Genomic DNA, 16,267 nt, shown 5'->3' with positions numbered 1-16,267 from the left:
CAACCTGATCGTTTTCAGGCTTTCGATAGAGCAGGGAAGTGGTTCTGGCAAAACGTACAGGGGGAAGAATAAGTCTCAAGAACCGTGTTTGATGGTGTGATAGCGGTGCGGTGACGGTCTCGCCGCGGTACATTTCAGAGGCCTGGAACGACCTGCGACGGGTATCTTGTCAGAGCACCTGGCTGGCGGCTTCGCTGCCCAAGCTTTCAATCGACAGTCCACCCGCGCCCTTGTTAAGCTGTGTCACCGAACAATGCCCTGGCCGGAAGCTCGTCACGGCTTCGGAGCCCTGGAGGCTGCCAACAATCGTGTTGATGGCAATAAAGTGCGAAAAGACGACAGTGTGATCGCTGAAACTGTTGGCCTTGGCCAGGAGTTTTTCGCGCCAGTCATGCAGAACTGGAGGTGCGGCTTTCCAGTCACCGCCCATGAAGCCACGGAGCCAGGCCACGCGGTCATCCAGTCCGTCCGGAGTCGGGATCTCGCTGACATCCGGGTCGGTCATGGCTTCCAGCCCGCTCAGTTGCGCAAAGGGTGCGCAGGTCTGCTGGCAACGTGCCATGGGGCTGGCAACTATATGCCGGATGTCCTGTAGCTTGAGCGCGCCTGCAGCGGTTTCGGCCTGTTTGTGGCCGAGTTCGGAGAGCCCCGGATCGGCAGCATGCCCCCAGCCGGCTTCTGCTTCGCCGTGGCGAACGAGAAAAATCAATTCTTGTTTACCTCATAAGGATCCATACCAGCTGCCCTAATGGCCTCATGTGCCTTGTGGTACAAGACCGGTGGTCTGATATTGAGTTCAGCGCGCACGTCTTCTAGTTGGCGGGGCAGGATTTCCTGGATATCGGCCTCAATGATGCGCCGGGCGGCCTTGCCGTTTCGCCGGCCTTCCCGAATCACGGAACGGATGCGGGCCTCTTTGGGGGCAGACTTTGCGATCTGACGACCGCCCATAAAGGCAATGAAGCTGACACCGGCCCCGCCATGCTGGCTATGGGTGAAACCGAGCAGGGCAGCTTCGCCCAGTGCATCGCGACCGTACCCTGTCAGTATGTGCATCATGTCATGGGTGTCGCGCAGGCGGTTGCCGTACCAGAGAAGGTCATCCTCGATATTGCGCCATGACGCCCCGTGCTTCTCGCTTTCGGCGACCAGCCCCGCCGCGCTCAGGCCCTCGCGTTCCATGAACTCTGCATAAGTCCGTCCGACACTGCCCTCAGGCATGGCGTGAAGCGGCTCATGGTTGTCGAGAATCGGGGGCAGGTAAGCCCGCTTTGCGAGCTGGGCCTTCCCGACAGATGTTTTCATGAAGCGATCAAAGTCCTTCAGGGTGGATTTTCCGTTCAGGGCTTCGATGATGTGAAATACCTGTTCGGTATCTTCCTTGTCGGCGAGAAGGCGTTGCATGTGCCTCCACGCTGTCAGCGGCCGGAATTTCGGCGTTTCGCGACTGGGATCTATGTAATAGGTGGCGGCTGTCATGACCATTCCGGGGGCTAGTTTAAGGAATGTTGAGCTTAGCACGTACCGCAAATCAAAACAATGACGCTGGCGTCACTTTTGGGGTTTGGCGCCGCTGGGCAGAAATAGGGCACAAGCGTCCAAAAAATGTGCAATATGCTTGTCAGGACCATGAATCGGTGAACTGCGAATATCGTCACGCGATGCGGCCCTGCTACGTGATCTGCAAGTCTTGAGGGAAAGGTTTATGCGGCAATGAAAAAGATCGAGGCGATCATCAAACCGTTCAAGCTTGATGATGTGAAAGAGGCGCTTCACGACGTCGGCATGCAGGGCATGACCGTAACCGAAGCCAAGGGGTTCGGGCGCCAGCGCGGCCATACGGAACTCTACCGTGGTGCCGAGTATGTCGTTGACTTCCTGCCCAAGCTGAAGGTCGAGCTGGTAATCGCCGATGACGGCGTATCCGGTGTCATAGACGCGATTTCCAAGGCCGCACACACGGGCAAGATCGGCGATGGCAAGATCTTCGTCTCTGATGTCACTGAAGCTGTTCGCATTCGTACCGGAGAAACCGGCGAAGGCGCGCTCTGACGAATTCGATTCCCTGCTTCGTAGACAGCAGTCGCAAGCATTTTAACTGGAGGGCTAAATGGCCGAAAATCTACTGAAGATGATGAAGGACAAGGACGTCGAGTTCGTTGACCTTCGCTTTACCGATCCGCGTGGCAAGATGCAGCATGTCACGTTCGACAAGGGCATGGTCGAAGATGATTTCTTCACCGAGGGACAGATGTTCGACGGCTCGTCCGTTGCCGGCTGGAAGACCATCAACGAGTCCGACATGCTGCTCATGCCGGATGCGAATGCCGCGGTGATCGATCCGTTCTTCCAGCAGACCACGATGTCCGTGATCTGTGACATTCTCGACCCGGTATCCGGTCAGGCTTACGCGCGTGACCCGCGCACGACTGCCAAGAAGGCCGAGGCATACCTTAAGCAGTCGGGCATCGGCACGACGGCCTTCTTCGGACCTGAAGCTGAATTCTTCGTCTTTGACGATGTGCGCTGGAACACGGACCCGCACCAGACCGGCTATTCGTTTGATTCCACGGAGCTGCCCTTCAATACGGGCAAGGAATACCCGGCCGGTAATATGGGCCACCGCCCACACACGAAAGGCGGCTATTTCCCGGTTCCGCCGATCGATTCCGAGCAGGACATGCGTTCCGAGATGCTGTCGATCATGGGCGAGCTCGGCCTCGAGCCGGAAAAGCACCACCACGAAGTGGCGCCGGCCCAGCACGAGCTTGGCATGAAGTTCTCGACGTTGACTTCGATGGCTGACCGTCTTCAGCTCTACAAGTATGTCGTGCACAATGTTGCTGCCCAGTATGGCAAGACGGCGACCTTCATGCCGAAACCATATTTCGGCGACAACGGCTCCGGTATGCACGTTCACCAGTCGATCTGGAACGATTCCACGCCGCTTTTCGCCGGTGACCAGTATGCAGGCCTGTCTGAAAGCTGCCTGTTCTACATCGGCGGCATCATCAAGCACGCTAAGGCGCTGAACGCGCTTACCAACGCGTCCACCAACTCCTATAAGCGTCTCGTGCCGGGTTACGAAGCCCCGGTCATGCTGGCCTATTCGGCCCGCAACCGCTCGGCTTCCATCCGTATTCCGTTCGGCTCAAGCCCGAAGGCCAAGCGCGTCGAAGCCCGTTTCCCGGACCCGACGGCCAACCCGTATCTTGCCTTCGCGGCCCTGCTTATGGCTGGTCTCGACGGGATCGAGAACAAGATCCATCCGGGCGATGCCATGGACAAGGACCTTTACGACCTGCCGCCGGAAGAAGCGAAATCCATTCCGCAGGTCTGCGGCTCACTGCGCGAGGCCCTGGAAAGCCTCGATTCCGACCGCGGCTTCCTGAAAAAGGGCAATGTCTTCGAAGACGACCAGATCGACGCCTATATCGATCTCAAGATGGAAGAGGTGGAGCGCCTTCAGCTGCATCCGCACCCGGTCGAATTCGACATGTACTACAAGGTCTGATTTGCAGGCCTGACCGTCATGACAAGGAGCGCCCCGGCTGTGTCCGGGGCGTTTTCATGTTTAAGAGGTGAGTGAGAGTCGTGGAATAATGTTATCCAGCCCTTGCGTGAAACTGCACATGGACAAATATCGGGCTGTCTGCCACGTACTCCCGGTGATTATTCTGAATTTAAAGGCGTTCCCGAATGTCCGAACCGTATGAAACCGCTCTCAATCTTGTCCCCATGGTCGTCGAGCAGACGAGCCGCGGGGAGCGGTCCTTCGATATTTTCTCCCGGCTCCTCAAGGAGCGGATCATTTTCGTCACGGGCGGTATTGATGACGGGATGGCGGCGCTGATCACGTCGCAGCTACTCTTCCTGGAATCGGAAAGCCCGAAAAAAGAGATCTCTATGTATATCAACAGCCCCGGTGGGTATGTTTCCTCCGGCCTGGCTGTTTATGACACCATGCAGTATATCCGCTGCCCGGTCTCGACGGTCTGCATTGGCCAGGCGGCCAGCATGGGCTCGCTCCTGCTGTCGGCCGGCGAAAAGGATATGCGGATTGCGCTGCCGAATGCGCGCGTCATGGTTCACCAGCCTTCAGGCGGCTATCGTGGTGTCGCGACCGACATAGAGCGGCATGCTGAAGAAATTCTCGAGCTTAAACGTCGTCTCAACAATATCTATGTAAAGCACACGGGTCAGGACTATGACACGATCGAGCGGAAGCTTGATCGCGATACGTTCATGACGGCGGAAGAGGCAAAGGACTTTGGCCTGATCGACCAGGTGTATGAACGCCGGCAGGCTGAAGACGATAAATAGTCTGCCTTGATGAGCGCATGCACTTGCGCAGGCGGGCTTAAAAAATAAGATCGGATGAAGGTGTCGGTCCGCGCGCGGCATGAATCGTGCGTTCATTGGATCGAAAGCATTGAGGTAGCCATGACGAAACAAAACGGCTCCGGCGACTCGAAGAACACGCTGTACTGCTCGTTCTGTGGGAAAAGCCAGCACGAAGTCAAAAAGCTGATTGCCGGGCCAACCGTGTTCATCTGCGATGAGTGCGTCGAGCTGTGCATGGATATTATTCGCGAAGAGAGCAAGGCGGCTGGCTTCAAGTCGAAGGAAGGTGTGCCGAGCCCGCGCGAAATCTGTGATGTCCTGGATGATTACGTCATCGGGCAGGCCTATGCCAAGCGCATCCTGTCTGTGGCCGTTCACAATCACTACAAGCGCCTCTCCCATGCGTCGAGTTCGGACGGGGTTGAGCTTTCCAAGTCCAATATCCTGCTCGTCGGGCCGACCGGCTGCGGCAAGACACTGCTGGCGCAGACGCTGGCACGTATCCTCGATGTGCCGTTTACGATGGCAGATGCGACGACACTTACCGAAGCGGGATATGTCGGCGAGGATGTCGAGAACATCGTCCTCAAATTGCTTCAGTCTGCGGACTATAATGTCGAGCGGGCCCAGCGCGGCATCGTCTATATCGACGAGATCGACAAGATTTCCCGCAAGTCCGACAATCCGTCTATAACACGCGATGTGTCGGGCGAGGGTGTCCAGCAGGCGCTTCTGAAAATCATGGAAGGCACAGTTGCCGCTGTGCCGCCACAAGGCGGACGCAAGCATCCCCAGCAGGAGTTCCTGCAGGTCGACACGACAAATATCCTGTTCATCGTCGGCGGTGCATTTGCCGGGCTGGACAAGATCATTTCCTCCCGCGGTGAAGGCACCCGCATGGGCTTTGGTGCCGATGTGAAAGACCCTGATGCACGCGGTGTCGGCGAAGTGCTGCGTGACGTAGAGCCTGAAGACCTTCAACGCTACGGCCTGATCCCGGAATTCATCGGTCGCCTGCCGGTCATCGCAACGCTCGAAGACCTGGATGAGGATGCCCTGATTGAGATCCTGACCCAGCCGAAGAACGCACTGCTCAAACAGTATCAGCGCCTCTTCGACATGGAGGATGTCGTCCTCACTTTCACCGACGAGGCCCTGACGGCTGTTTCCCGCAAGGCGATTGCCCGCAAGACGGGTGCGCGTGGCCTGCGGTCCATTCTCGAAGGTATCCTGCTCGACACGATGTTCGAGCTGCCGAACCTGCGTGGTGTCGAGGAGATCGTCGTCAACGGTGAGGTGGTGGAAGGCCATGCCGCACCGCTGCATGTTCACGCAAAATCGGAAAAGCCGAGCGAAGCGTCCTGATCCCGGTGGATAGCCTGCGCAAGGCCGCTTGAACGGCGCGCATTAACCTCCACATTTTTGGACAGAAGCCGGAATCGCCCACATATGGATCGGGCGCCGGCAGGATCGCTGCTGAGCAGGGTCCAGGCATCAATAGGAGGCATAGAAATGCCCAAGCAAACCCTCCCCGTCCTTCCCCTGAGGGACATTGTCGTATTTCCCGATATGGTTGCGCCGCTTTTCGTGGGGCGTGACAAATCCGTGCGGGCGCTCGAGATGGTTGATGAGGGCGAGAACGAGATCATGCTCGTCGCTCAGAAAGACCCGTCAACTGATGACCCCGCTGCCGACGACATTCACGAACTCGGGACGGTCGCCACCATCCTGCAGCTGCTGAAGCTGCCGGACGGAACGGTGAAGGTTCTCGTCGAAGGTTCAAGCCGTGCGCGTATCGTGGAATTCAATGATCGTGACAGCTATTTCGACGCCGAGGTTGAGCTCGTGGAGCCGGAAGCCGGTGATACGGGCGAGGTACAGGCCCTGTCCCGTGCGGTCATCGACCAGTTCGAGAATTACGCCAAGCTGAACCGCAAGATTCCGCCGGAATCAGTCGCGACCGTGTCGCAGATTACCGATGCGGGAAAGCTTGCCGATGCTGTCGCATCTCAACTCCAGGTCAAGCTCAGCGACAAGCAGGAGCTGCTGGAGATGTCGAATGCCCGTGAACGCCTGGAAAAGGTGTTCTCCCTCATGGAGGGCGAAATGGGCATGATGCAGATGGAGCGGAAGATCAAGAACCGCGTCAAGCGCCAGATGGAGAAGACCCAGCGCGAATATTACCTGAATGAGCAGATGAAGGCCATTCAGCGCGAACTGGGTGACGCTGGCGAAGGTGAACGTGATGAGATGAGCGAACTCGAGGACAAGATCCGCGAGACACCGCTCAGCGAGGAAGCCCGCACCAAGGTCGATCAGGAGATGAAGAAGCTCCGCCAGATGAGCCCGATGTCGGCCGAGTCGACTGTCGTGCGGAACTATCTGGACTGGATTCTCTCGCTGCCGTGGGGGCATCGCAAGGATATCTCGACCGATCTCGACAAGGCCGAGCAGCAGCTCGATTCCGATCACTATGGTCTCGAGAAGGTCAAGGAACGCATCATCGAGTATCTGGCTGTGCAAAAGCGTACCCAGAAGATGAAAGGCCCGATCCTGTGCCTGGTTGGCCCGCCCGGCGTTGGCAAGACGTCGCTTGGCCGCTCGATCGCTGAAGCGACCGGACGTGACTTCGTCCGTGTCTCTCTTGGGGGCGTGCGCGACGAGAGCGAGATTCGCGGTCACCGCAGAACATATATCGGCTCAATGCCGGGCCGCATCATCCAGTCGATGAAGAAGGCCGAGAGCGGCAATCCGCTCTTCCTGCTCGATGAAGTCGACAAAATGGGCATGGACATGCGCGGCGACCCGGCCTCAGCACTTCTGGAAGTGCTCGACCCGGCGCAGAACTCAACGTTCAATGACCACTATCTGGAAGTCGATTACGACCTGTCGGATGTAATGTTTGTCACGACGGCAAACTCGCTCAATATGCCGCAGCCGCTTCTCGACCGGATGGAGATTATCCGTATCGCCGGCTATACCGAGCCGGAGAAACTGGAGATTGCCACCCGTCACCTGATGCCGAAAATCCGCGAGGATCACGGGCTTTCGGAAAACGAGTGGATCGTTCAGGAAGAGGCCGTTCGCGACCTCATCCGGTATTACACACGTGAAGCCGGTGTGCGTAATCTCGAGCGGGAGCTTGCGCGGCTTGCCCGCAAGGCCGTTCGCCGGATTACCCAGCAGGGCGAAACCGTGATTGAGGTGACGCCTGACAATCTGGATGATTTTGCCGGCGTGCGGAAATTCCGTTTCGGCCTCGCCGATGAAGAAGACCAGATCGGCGCAGCGACCGGGCTTGCCTGGACTGAGACGGGTGGTGACCTCCTCACAATTGAGGCCGTCCAGATGCCTGGCCGTGGCAATATGAAGGTCACGGGGAACCTGCGGGATGTCATGAAGGAATCGATCCAGGCGGCCAGCTCACTGGTTCGCTCCCGTTCGGTCATGCTCGGCATCAAGCCAAGCACTTTCAACACGACAGACATTCACGTCCACGTTCCGGACGGGGCGACACCGAAGGATGGCCCTTCAGCAGGTATCGCCATGACAACGGCGATCGTCTCTCTCCTGACGGGGAATTCGGTGCGCCGCGATGTTGCGATGACCGGTGAGGTTTCCCTGCGGGGCCGCGTACTGCCAATTGGCGGGCTGAAGGAAAAACTCCTCGCAGCGCTCCGTGGCGGCATCAAGACGGTGCTTATCCCGGAAGAGAATGAAAAGGATCTCACCGAGATTCCGGAAAACGTGAAGGAAGGTCTCAAGATCGTTCCTGTGACGGATATCAATGAAGTGTTTGCCCGGGCGCTGACCCGCCCGCTCGCGCCGATCGAATGGTCGGACGAAGATGAGGCGGCCCTTCAGGCGAGCCTCGCGGGCAAACCGTCATCTTCCGAATCAGGGGAAACGGTTCGTCACTAGAACATGTTCAGCCTTTCCGGTTCTGACCGGTCGGGTTCAACAGTAAAAATCCGGCGGCCCCTGCAAATCATGGCAGGGGCCGTCTTGCATTTCGTGTCCGGCTCACGCAAAAGCAGAGTTGAATAGGGCGGTTAGCTCAGTTGGTAGAGCATCTCGTTTACACCGAGAGGGTCAGCGGTTCGAACCCGTTACCGCCCACCATTTATTGCCGGTCAAACGCTCGTTCTTAAGACCATTCCTGCGGACTGATCTTACAGAATGAATGCTCGGGCAGGGGCTTTGTCTCTTCTGTGTTAATGGCAGCGTTTTCGCATGTTGCGTGAAACCGGCAACGGGCTGCCTGAGCTGATGACCACATGCATGTAGCTACAGTACTGGCCCTTCCCACCAATCAGCGCATATGCTTGTTGCTGATGAAACCATAATATGCGGGAGACGATAGACGTCATGGCACTGACCGACGAACAGGTGATGATCCAGGATATGGCGAAGGGCTTTGCGCTTGATCGCCTGCGTCCCAATGCAGCGCGCTGGGAAGGCGAGGGAACACTTGATCGCGATGTCCTGAAAGCGTTGGGTGAGCTCGGCTTTGGCGGCATCTACACGAAGGAAGAACATGGCGGTTCGGCACTTGGCCGTCTGGATGCCGTGCTGATCTTCGAACAGCTGTCGCGTGGCTGTGTGAGCCATGCTTCGTTCCTGTCCATTCACAACATGGCGACATGGATGATCGACAGCTTTGGCGGCGACGCGCTGCGCGCGAAATACGTGCCGCGGCTGACGGCAGTCGACCTGATCGCCTCCTACTGCCTGACAGAACCAGGCGCTGGGTCCGATGCGGCGAGCCTGAAGACATCCGCGAAGAAGGACGGTGACGACTATATCCTGAACGGCGCCAAGGCTTTCATTTCCGGGGCTGGGTTTTCCGATGTGTATGTCGTCATGGCACGCACCGGCGATGATGGCGCCCGTGGCATCTCCGCCTTTGTCGTGGAGAAGGACATGCCGGGCGTCTCCTTCGGCAAGAAGGAAGAAAAAATGGGCTGGCGGGCGCAGCCGACCGCCATGGTCAACTTTGATGATGCACGCATCCCGGCTGAAAACAGGATCGGGCCGGAAGGTGAGGGCTTCCGCTATGCCATGGCCGGGCTCGATGGCGGGCGGCTGAACATTGCGGCCTGTTCCTTGGGCGGCTCACAGGACGCGATCGACCGGGCGGTCGACTATACGAAAGAGCGCAAGCAGTTCGGCCAGCGGATTGCTGACTTCCAGGCGACGCAGTTCAAGCTCGCCGACATGGAGACAGACCTCTCGGCCGCACGGGCGCTTCTGTATGAGGCGGCCAGCAAGCTCGATGCGAAGGCCGGCGATGCCACCAAGTATTGCGCAATGGCCAAACGGTTCGTGACCGATACCGGCTCACGGATCGCCAATGATGCGCTGCAGCTGCACGGCGGGTATGGTTATCTCTCTGACTACGAAGTCGAGCGGATCGTGCGTGACCTGCGCGTTCATCAGATCCTTGAAGGCACAAACGAGATCATGCGCGTAATCGTCTCGCGGGAAATGATGCGCCAATAGGCGAAAGGCCGGCTTAGCCGCTGGCAAAGTCTGCTTCGCGCTTTCGGGCGCGGGCGGCTTCGACGTCTGCGATCATGCCCTGATAGGCCTCGTCGAGTGGCGGTGAGGCCGTCTCCACGTCCAGCAGGCGGGTAATATCGTCCATGGAAACGCGCTCCTGCCTGCGACTGGCAAAACGGGCGACTATACGGACGCGTGCCGTTTCCTTGTTTTTGCGCGTGAAGCGATGCTCCAGGCAGATATAGGTGCTTGTCCAGCCGACAAGATGTGTCTCGATCTCGAACGCCTGATGGGCGCGTAGCATCCGGGAGAAGACAACGGTCTCCGAGCAGACAACAGGAAACCAGCCCTGCTTGCGCAATTTCTTCCAGCAGCCGGTCCGGATGATGTAGTTGATGATCGCCAGGTCGCTGAAGGAAAAGTACCGACTGTTCGTCATATGGGCGAACATGTCCTGGTCTGTCAGCATCACGCGCGACCGGATCCTGGTGATGTCGAATAATCCGGGCCGCTCCCGCGAGAGCCTGGCGCGGAGGAATGTCATCAGGAGGCGGAGGAAAAGATTCATGTAGTGTTCGCAGCTGGGACAGGTGCTTCTGTCCGCTGCATTTTCTGCACCAGTTCTGCGTTGAAGTTGACGATGTGGGAAACCGCTTCGTGGGAGAAGATGGCACCTGTGTACCAGGTCCTCTGCTGTCCCTGTATCTCCTCAAGCTGTGACAGCAGGCCGTCCCGGATTGCATCTGGATTGTATTGCGCAAAATACTTCCACATCTTCTGCAGGATCACGTTTGTCGGGCGTCCGCCATGCTTGGTGATATCCGAACGCAGGAGTTCCTGCAGTTCGTCACTGCTATATGCGCCGCTCAACTGGCCTGTCAGGTACAGCGTGCCGCCGAGGTCGGCTTCATATCCATCACGCCGGGCCGAAAGAAGCTGGCCGCGCGGCGCGCCGGGCAAGACAGACTCGCGGAAAGCCTCAACGTGTACATCATCGAACCAATTCTCCACGGCGACGAGGGTGGTCGTGTAGCCATTCCATTCCACGGATCCGGAAACCTTCCGTTCCAGATCGCTTGCGTCCGTCATCCTGATGAATTCATCGAGCGGTATGGCGCAGACGAGGAGATCGAACGCATGGGTTGTTCCGTCATCTGTGTCTATGCTCACCCCGTCCGTGCGGCGTTCGACGCCAGTGACCCGGCTGTTCAGGCGTACATCGAGTTGAGATGCGACCCGTCGCCAGAATTCTGCCCAGCCTTCGATGGGCATTTTCAGCTGTTTGAGCAGGCCGGTAACAATCAGCTTCATGTCATTCCAGCGCAGGGCCTGGACAGTGGGAACCTCGTCGATGAACCCGTAGGCGATGTTTGTCGTCGAGCGCAGCATGAAGTTCTCGATCTTGCCCAGCTGGCGAGCCTGCAACCACTGCTGAACCGGTGTGGCGGCCTCATCAATAACTGATTGGGGGGGATTGGGCCTGGCGAGCTGGCGTTCAAGCCGGAGCTTTTCCTTCCAGTAGGTCATGACCTGAAAGGGCAGGGCCGGTCCGTAGCCGGACTTCACGAACTTCATGAAGTCATCCCCATCGAAACGCTGGTCACCCAGAGGCGACATGGGCATGCCGAGTTCTCTCATCCACTGATTAGTAATCTTGTGGGAGAAGGTAGCGTAGCAGGTGCCCATCTCCACGACGTTCTCGCCATGATAGAAGGTGAAGGACTTGCCGCCGACATCCCCAAGCGCTTCGAATACAGTTGGTGTATATCCACGTTCGCTGAGCATGCGCGCCATGCTCAGCCCCGCTGGGCCCCCACCAATAATCCCGACCGTCTTTTTTGTACTCAATCTCAAACGCCCGCTATTGCCACCAGGTTACATTTATCGAATTTGGACCTGTTACCAATAGCTGATGACGGTCTCTATTCCCCAAGGCAGGCCCGTAATGCAAGAAAGGTCAAATTGGAGAAGGTATTTCGCGCAGAATTAACTAATTTTGCCTATCGGGATATGGCAATGGTCAGATATCTCGATCCTTCAGATAGTGTTTTCGCGCTGTGGAAGCGTATGCCTCCGCCGGCGAATGCGCTGCAGGAAGGCATATATCGCGAGCAGCAGGTGCTGGTTGTCAAACAACAGCTTGCGATGGGCCTGATCAATATTTTCAATGGCCTTCTTGTCGCTGTAGGTGCTGCCGCGAAAGCCCCGCTCGGCAATGTTGCTATCTGGTATACGCCGATATTGCTGATGGGGCTGATACAGATCGCCTCTTGGGCAAGATTACGCAATGCCCCGCCACCGGAGAAGGTCTCTGGCTCCTACCTGCGCAAGGCAGAACTGGCGGCTCTTTTCATCGGCATTGTGTGGGGCTCTGCCACTTTCTTCCTTCGTGGCACAGGTGACACAGCGCATCTGTTTTTTATCTGGATGATGCAGGCGGGCATGGCTGCCGGCCTGGCAAGCATGCTGTCATCGGTTCCGCGAGTGACCGCCCGATTCGCATTTGCCTGTCTTATCCCGGTCACCGTGATCAACTTCTCCCGTGGTGGGGACTACGCGCTTACCATCGCGCTGTTGAGCCTGGTTTTCCTTGCTGCGCTCGTACACGGCAGCATCAATGGCTACCGGCAGCTGAAGTCCCTCGTAAGTACTGTGCATGATAGCAGCGAAGCCCGTGAGAACCTCGCTGACGCCATCGAGTCCTCAAACGACGCCTTTGCATTCTACAATGCCGACCGTGAAATCATGATCGCGAATGCTCGCCACCGTAACTGGTTTGGCACAGGCGATCCCGAGTTTGAACTTGGTGAGGAAAGCATTCCCGTCCTGCAGAAAAGTGGGCGGTGGCTGATGCGTTCAACCCGTGAAACCGGGAGTGGTGGGGCTGTCGTGGTGCATACAGACATTACAGCTCTCAAGACCCGTGAGCGCGAACTGATCGAAGCCCAGCGTGAAGCTGTGGAGGCAGATGCCGCCAAAAGCCGCTTCCTGTCGACCATGAGTCATGAGCTACGCACGCCGATGAACATCATTCTCGGGTTTTCGAAGCTGATGAATGGCGATTCGAAAATTCGCCTGAGTGATGCCGACATCCGCGAATATGCTGACAACATTCATAGCAGCGGGACGCACCTGCTGAAGCTGATCAACGATATCATCGACTATTCGAAAGTCGGCCTTGACCGGATCACTATCAATCCGACCGAAATCGATACAGCATCGCTACTGACGGAGTCCATCACACTGGCAGCGGGCTTTGAGAGTAAGTCGTCGCTCGACAATTTCGATGTACGTGTGTCTTCGAGGCTGGCCAAGATCAATGTCGATGAGACTGCGATCAAGCGGATCCTTATCAATCTCATCACAAATGCGATCCGGTTTAACCGCGAGGACTGCAAGGTCGTTATCCGCGCAGGCGTAAATCCGGAGGGGCAGCCCTTTATAGCGATACGCGACTTCGGACCCGGTATTCCGGAGAACAAGCTTGAACGTGTTTTCGAGGCTTTCTATCAGGGCGATTCCGACCTCGACCGCCAGTATGGTGGTACGGGACTTGGCCTGACGCTCTGCCGGCATCTGGCGCGTCTTCTTTCCGGCGATATTGTGCTCAAGTCCCGGCTGGGTGTTGGAACGACATCGATACTTGTCCTGCCTGTTTCCGTGATGACAGGTGACACGGCCTCGAAGGGCTCGAATTCCGTTGCCCCCAGCCTGCCGGATGCGTCCGCTCAGTCCCCCCAGCTGACGTCTAACGCCTCTCCGATAGCATAAGCCGGGCGGGCCATGGCGGGGGTCGTGCGAAGTCCAATGATGGCCGAACCAGCAAGCGCGGTATCCTTATCGGAATCCGGGCGCCAGTGTGTGGCGGCGACGAAACCATAATCCAGGCTGGAGATGAACTGACCGAATTCGAGTTCACGTTCGTCCTGGAAGAGGGGCAGCCAGATAAGGAATGCTGCCTTTGGCCAGCGCTTCAAAGCCCTTGGCAGCCATTCTGCCAGAGCTTCCATATCGCGTTCGGTTTCGTAACTGGGATCGAGGAAGGCCATGAGCCGCTCATTGCGACGGGGCTGAAGGGTGAGCGCGCCTTTATAACCGTCTTCCTTCATGGCCCGCATCCGGTCGTCGCCTGATATGGCCGATGTAAGCTTTTCATATTCTGCGGGATGGCGTTCAAAGAAGATCATCCGGTCCTTTTCGCGCAGGCAGTGCGCTCCGATGGCCGGTGAGCCGGGATATGACTTGATGCCGCGCGCCCGCACCATGTCCAGCCAGGGGGCGAGCGGCTCTGGGGGTGTCTTCATGGCGAGCAGGTGACTGACGCCCTGGTCTGCTTCGGCGGTCTTGCGAGCCTGTGCTGATGTCAGATCGTAGACGCCCGCAGCTGCATGGGTCTCAAGGTACAGCCAGGGGTGCGCCGCCTCTGCGGCGACATTCAGAACCGAGAACAGGACGGCGTGCTTGAACACGTCCGCCCTGTTTCCGGCGTGGAAGCCATGCTGGTAGGAAAGCAAAGCCTACTCTTCTTCGCTATTACCGAGCGATTCCTGGCGGACCGCCTCAAACTCATTACCTTCATACCAGGTCGGCCAGGCATCCGAGTTGATGATCTGGAGACCGACTTCGTAGAGAGCGGTTACATCCTCTTCCATACCTGACAGGTCCCAGTCAGACGAGTATTCGTCCATAGGCTTGTGATAGCGTTGTGCGGTATAGGCTTCAGATGCCGCCTTGCCGGCAGCAATGCCGCCATCACGCTTGTCGACGCCACCATCGGCGTAAAGCATGGGGACGCCTTTCTTGGCAAAGGAGATGTGATCTGAGCGGTAGAAAGAACCTGCTTCGGGTCTCGGGTCAGGCTTTACGACACGATCCTGTGCTTCCAGCTTGGATGCCAGAATGTCTTCCAGCTCGGAGGCGCCGTAGCCGACAACGACCATGTCCTTCGTGCGGCCGATCGGCAGCATTGCATCCATGTTCACACCGGCGACGATCTGGTCCATGGGAACGGTCGGATTCTCGGCATAATAGGCCGAGCCGAGCAGACCGGATTCTTCCAGTGTGACAGCGACAAAAAGCCCGGAGCGTGGATGTTCTTCCTGGCTCATCGCTTCGGCGATTTCCAGAAGTCCGGCAACGCCAGTCGCATTATCGACCGCGCCGTTGAAGATGCTGTCGCGGTAGAAGTCCTGTCCCGGTTCGCCGGCGCGTTCTTCGGACTTCTTGCCCAGGTGGTCCCAGTGCGCAGTAAACAGCACGTGTTCGTCAGGCGTTTCTGTTCCGGGCAGGAGGCCGACAACATTGCGCGACTCCATCTGCGTGACCGACTGGACGAGATTGCCAGATGCGGTTAGATCGCCCATGTCTACCGCTTCAAAGCCCGGCTCCTTGGCGGCAGCTTTCTGCTCTTCAAAATCCAGACCGGCTTCGTCAAAGAGTTTGCGGGCGACTTCGTTGGTGATCCAGGACTCATAGACTATGCGATCCTCGCCGCCATTCTCACGCACGAGGTCTGCCTGTGCGCCGGACCATGAGTTGGAGACCACGTCCCAGCCATACGAAGCGGGGGCCGTCTCATGGATGACAATGGCGCCTGTCGCGCCCTGACGGGCAGCTTCCTCGTATTTGTAGGTCCAGCGGCCATAATAGGTCATTGCCTTGCCCTTGAAGATGTCGTCGTTCTCACGGGCGAACCCCGGGTCGTTGACCAGCATGACGACCGTCTTGCCCTCGACATCCAGGCCTTCATAGTCGTTCCAGTCATACTCAGGGGCGACAACGCCATAGCCAACGAAGACAAGATCGGAATCTTCGAAATCAAGCTCCTTGGCGTTCTGGCGCTTGGTCCAGAGAACAGCGTCTTCCTTGAGCGTCATCTCCATGGGTTCGCCAGAGCTGCCGCCGTTGAAGGTCAGGCCGGATGCACTTTCATCAAGCGTCTGTTCAACCATGGCCACCGTCTGGAACCAGGAGCCATCATCGCCGCCTGGCTCGAGGCCGACACGCTCCATCTCGACAGCAATCCAGTCGGCTGCCTGCTCGCCTTTCTCGGCGCCGGGGCCGCGGCCCTCATAGGTATCGTCTGCGAGCGTTTCGATGCGCGTAGCCAGATCGTCCGCCGTTATGCCGGACGACGTGTTTTCAGGAAGCGGCATCAAAAGGCCGGAAGCATCCTCAGCCATATCGGCGGTATTGGTGTCCGTTTCAGCAGCAGACTCTGCTTCCATGTTTGCTTCTGTCTGGGTGTCGTTATCCGCCGGAGCTTCGTCGCTGGGGGCAGAGCATGCGGCCAGCGCAATTGCCGCGACGGATGAGCAGAGGAAATACTTCATGGATGCGACTCCTGATGATTGAATATGAAACTTGTTCTGGCATAGGCCCCAAAGACGAACAAGCGCAGCCCTGTTGAAGTTGAGTGCTC

Annotated in this window: 13 protein-coding genes and 1 tRNA gene; 8 read left to right on the top strand and 6 right to left on the bottom strand. The window is 57.7% G+C overall.

From position 1 onward, the window contains the following. Positions 1–169 precede the first annotated feature (169 nt). Positions 170–709 carry a histidine phosphatase family protein gene (locus Q1K31_RS09405; RefSeq protein ID WP_300378990.1) on the bottom strand — a complete coding sequence of 180 codons (540 nt, stop codon included), beginning with the start codon at positions 707–709 and terminating at the stop codon, positions 170–172. After that, positions 706–1,404 (bottom strand): Coq4 family protein, encoded by a 699-nt coding sequence (locus tag Q1K31_RS09400; protein WP_300378989.1) that lies wholly within the window; start codon positions 1,402–1,404, stop codon positions 706–708. The genes Q1K31_RS09405 and Q1K31_RS09400 overlap by 4 nt, the downstream gene beginning before the upstream one ends. Positions 1,405–1,713: 309 nt before the next feature. Between Q1K31_RS09400 and Q1K31_RS09395 the strand changes: the two genes are divergently transcribed. The 7 genes from Q1K31_RS09395 (at position 1,714) to Q1K31_RS09365 (ending at position 9,846) form a co-directional block, all read left to right on the top strand. Further along, positions 1,714–2,052: a P-II family nitrogen regulator gene (locus Q1K31_RS09395; RefSeq protein WP_300378988.1), complete on the top strand. Its 339-nt coding sequence runs from the start codon at positions 1,714–1,716 to the stop codon at positions 2,050–2,052. Between the two features lie 58 nt (positions 2,053–2,110). Next, entirely contained in the window at positions 2,111–3,514 is a 1,404-nt protein-coding gene (gene glnA / locus Q1K31_RS09390; RefSeq protein ID WP_300378987.1) for a type I glutamate--ammonia ligase, read from the top strand. Between the two features lie 185 nt (positions 3,515–3,699). Further along, the gene (locus Q1K31_RS09385; RefSeq protein WP_300378986.1) at positions 3,700–4,323 is read left to right on the top strand and encodes an ATP-dependent Clp protease proteolytic subunit; all 624 of its coding nucleotides are present in this window, start codon (positions 3,700–3,702) and stop codon (positions 4,321–4,323) included. 120 nt (positions 4,324–4,443) lie between these two features. Then, positions 4,444–5,709, top strand: a complete 1,266-nt coding sequence (clpX, locus tag Q1K31_RS09380; RefSeq protein WP_300378985.1) for an ATP-dependent Clp protease ATP-binding subunit ClpX — start codon at positions 4,444–4,446, stop codon at positions 5,707–5,709. Between the two features lie 147 nt (positions 5,710–5,856). Continuing rightward, positions 5,857–8,265 (top strand): endopeptidase La, encoded by a 2,409-nt coding sequence (gene lon, locus Q1K31_RS09375; protein ID WP_300378984.1) that lies wholly within the window; start codon positions 5,857–5,859, stop codon positions 8,263–8,265. A 125-nt stretch (positions 8,266–8,390) separates the two neighbouring features. Further along, positions 8,391–8,466 (top strand) — tRNA-Val (locus Q1K31_RS09370). Positions 8,467–8,691: 225 nt separating this feature from the next. Then, positions 8,692–9,846, top strand: a complete 1,155-nt coding sequence (locus Q1K31_RS09365; protein ID WP_300378983.1) for an acyl-CoA dehydrogenase family protein — start codon at positions 8,692–8,694, stop codon at positions 9,844–9,846. Between the two features lie 13 nt (positions 9,847–9,859). Here the strand turns inward: Q1K31_RS09365 and Q1K31_RS09360 are convergent, their stop codons facing one another. Both Q1K31_RS09360 and Q1K31_RS09355 read right to left on the bottom strand, forming a co-directional pair. Next, a complete protein-coding gene (locus tag Q1K31_RS09360) occupies positions 9,860–10,414 on the bottom strand; it encodes an acyl-CoA thioesterase (protein ID WP_300378982.1) in 555 nt (184 codons plus the stop codon). Next, positions 10,411–11,694: an FAD-dependent oxidoreductase gene (locus Q1K31_RS09355; protein ID WP_300378981.1), complete on the bottom strand. Its 1,284-nt coding sequence runs from the start codon at positions 11,692–11,694 to the stop codon at positions 10,411–10,413. Before Q1K31_RS09355 ends, Q1K31_RS09360 begins: the two co-directional genes overlap by 4 nt. A 168-nt stretch (positions 11,695–11,862) precedes the next feature. Between Q1K31_RS09355 and Q1K31_RS09350 the strand changes: the two genes are divergently transcribed. Further along, entirely contained in the window at positions 11,863–13,617 is a 1,755-nt protein-coding gene (locus tag Q1K31_RS09350; RefSeq protein WP_300378980.1) for an ATP-binding protein, read from the top strand. Here the strand turns inward: Q1K31_RS09350 and rlmJ are convergent. Together rlmJ and Q1K31_RS09340 are read right to left on the bottom strand one after the other, a co-directional pair. After that, entirely contained in the window at positions 13,575–14,360 is a 786-nt protein-coding gene (rlmJ, locus tag Q1K31_RS09345; RefSeq protein WP_300378979.1) for a 23S rRNA (adenine(2030)-N(6))-methyltransferase RlmJ, read from the bottom strand. The genes Q1K31_RS09350 and rlmJ overlap by 43 nt on opposite strands. Positions 14,361–14,363: 3 nt before the next feature. After that, positions 14,364–16,178: a M28 family metallopeptidase gene (locus tag Q1K31_RS09340; RefSeq protein ID WP_300378978.1), complete on the bottom strand. Its 1,815-nt coding sequence runs from the start codon at positions 16,176–16,178 to the stop codon at positions 14,364–14,366. Positions 16,179–16,267 lie beyond the last annotated feature (89 nt).

The sequence above is a fragment of the Henriciella sp. genome, from assembly GCF_029936995.1.
Lineage (GTDB): Bacteria > Pseudomonadota > Alphaproteobacteria > Caulobacterales > Hyphomonadaceae > Henriciella.
This window is presented reverse-complemented; position numbering and strand designations above follow the sequence as displayed.

What these genes read in the sequence shown, in the direction of transcription:
- Q1K31_RS09340 (WP_300378978.1), bottom strand. Translation starts at nt 16,178, where the DNA reads ATGAAGTATTTCCTCTGCTCATCCGTCGCGGCAATTGCGCTGGCCGCA.
- glnA (WP_300378987.1), top strand. Translation starts at nt 2,111, where the DNA reads ATGGCCGAAAATCTACTGAAGATGATGAAGGACAAGGACGTCGAGTTC.
- Q1K31_RS09365 (WP_300378983.1), top strand. Translation starts at nt 8,692, where the DNA reads ATGCGGGAGACGATAGACGTCATGGCACTGACCGACGAACAGGTGATG.
- clpX (WP_300378985.1), top strand. Translation starts at nt 4,444, where the DNA reads ATGACGAAACAAAACGGCTCCGGCGACTCGAAGAACACGCTGTACTGC.
- Q1K31_RS09395 (WP_300378988.1), top strand. Translation starts at nt 1,714, where the DNA reads ATGAAAAAGATCGAGGCGATCATCAAACCGTTCAAGCTTGATGATGTG.
- Q1K31_RS09350 (WP_300378980.1), top strand. Translation starts at nt 11,863, where the DNA reads ATGGTCAGATATCTCGATCCTTCAGATAGTGTTTTCGCGCTGTGGAAG.
- Q1K31_RS09385 (WP_300378986.1), top strand. Translation starts at nt 3,700, where the DNA reads ATGTCCGAACCGTATGAAACCGCTCTCAATCTTGTCCCCATGGTCGTC.
- Q1K31_RS09360 (WP_300378982.1), bottom strand. Translation starts at nt 10,414, where the DNA reads ATGAATCTTTTCCTCCGCCTCCTGATGACATTCCTCCGCGCCAGGCTC.
- Q1K31_RS09400 (WP_300378989.1), bottom strand. Translation starts at nt 1,404, where the DNA reads ATGCAACGCCTTCTCGCCGACAAGGAAGATACCGAACAGGTATTTCAC.
- lon (WP_300378984.1), top strand. Translation starts at nt 5,857, where the DNA reads ATGCCCAAGCAAACCCTCCCCGTCCTTCCCCTGAGGGACATTGTCGTA.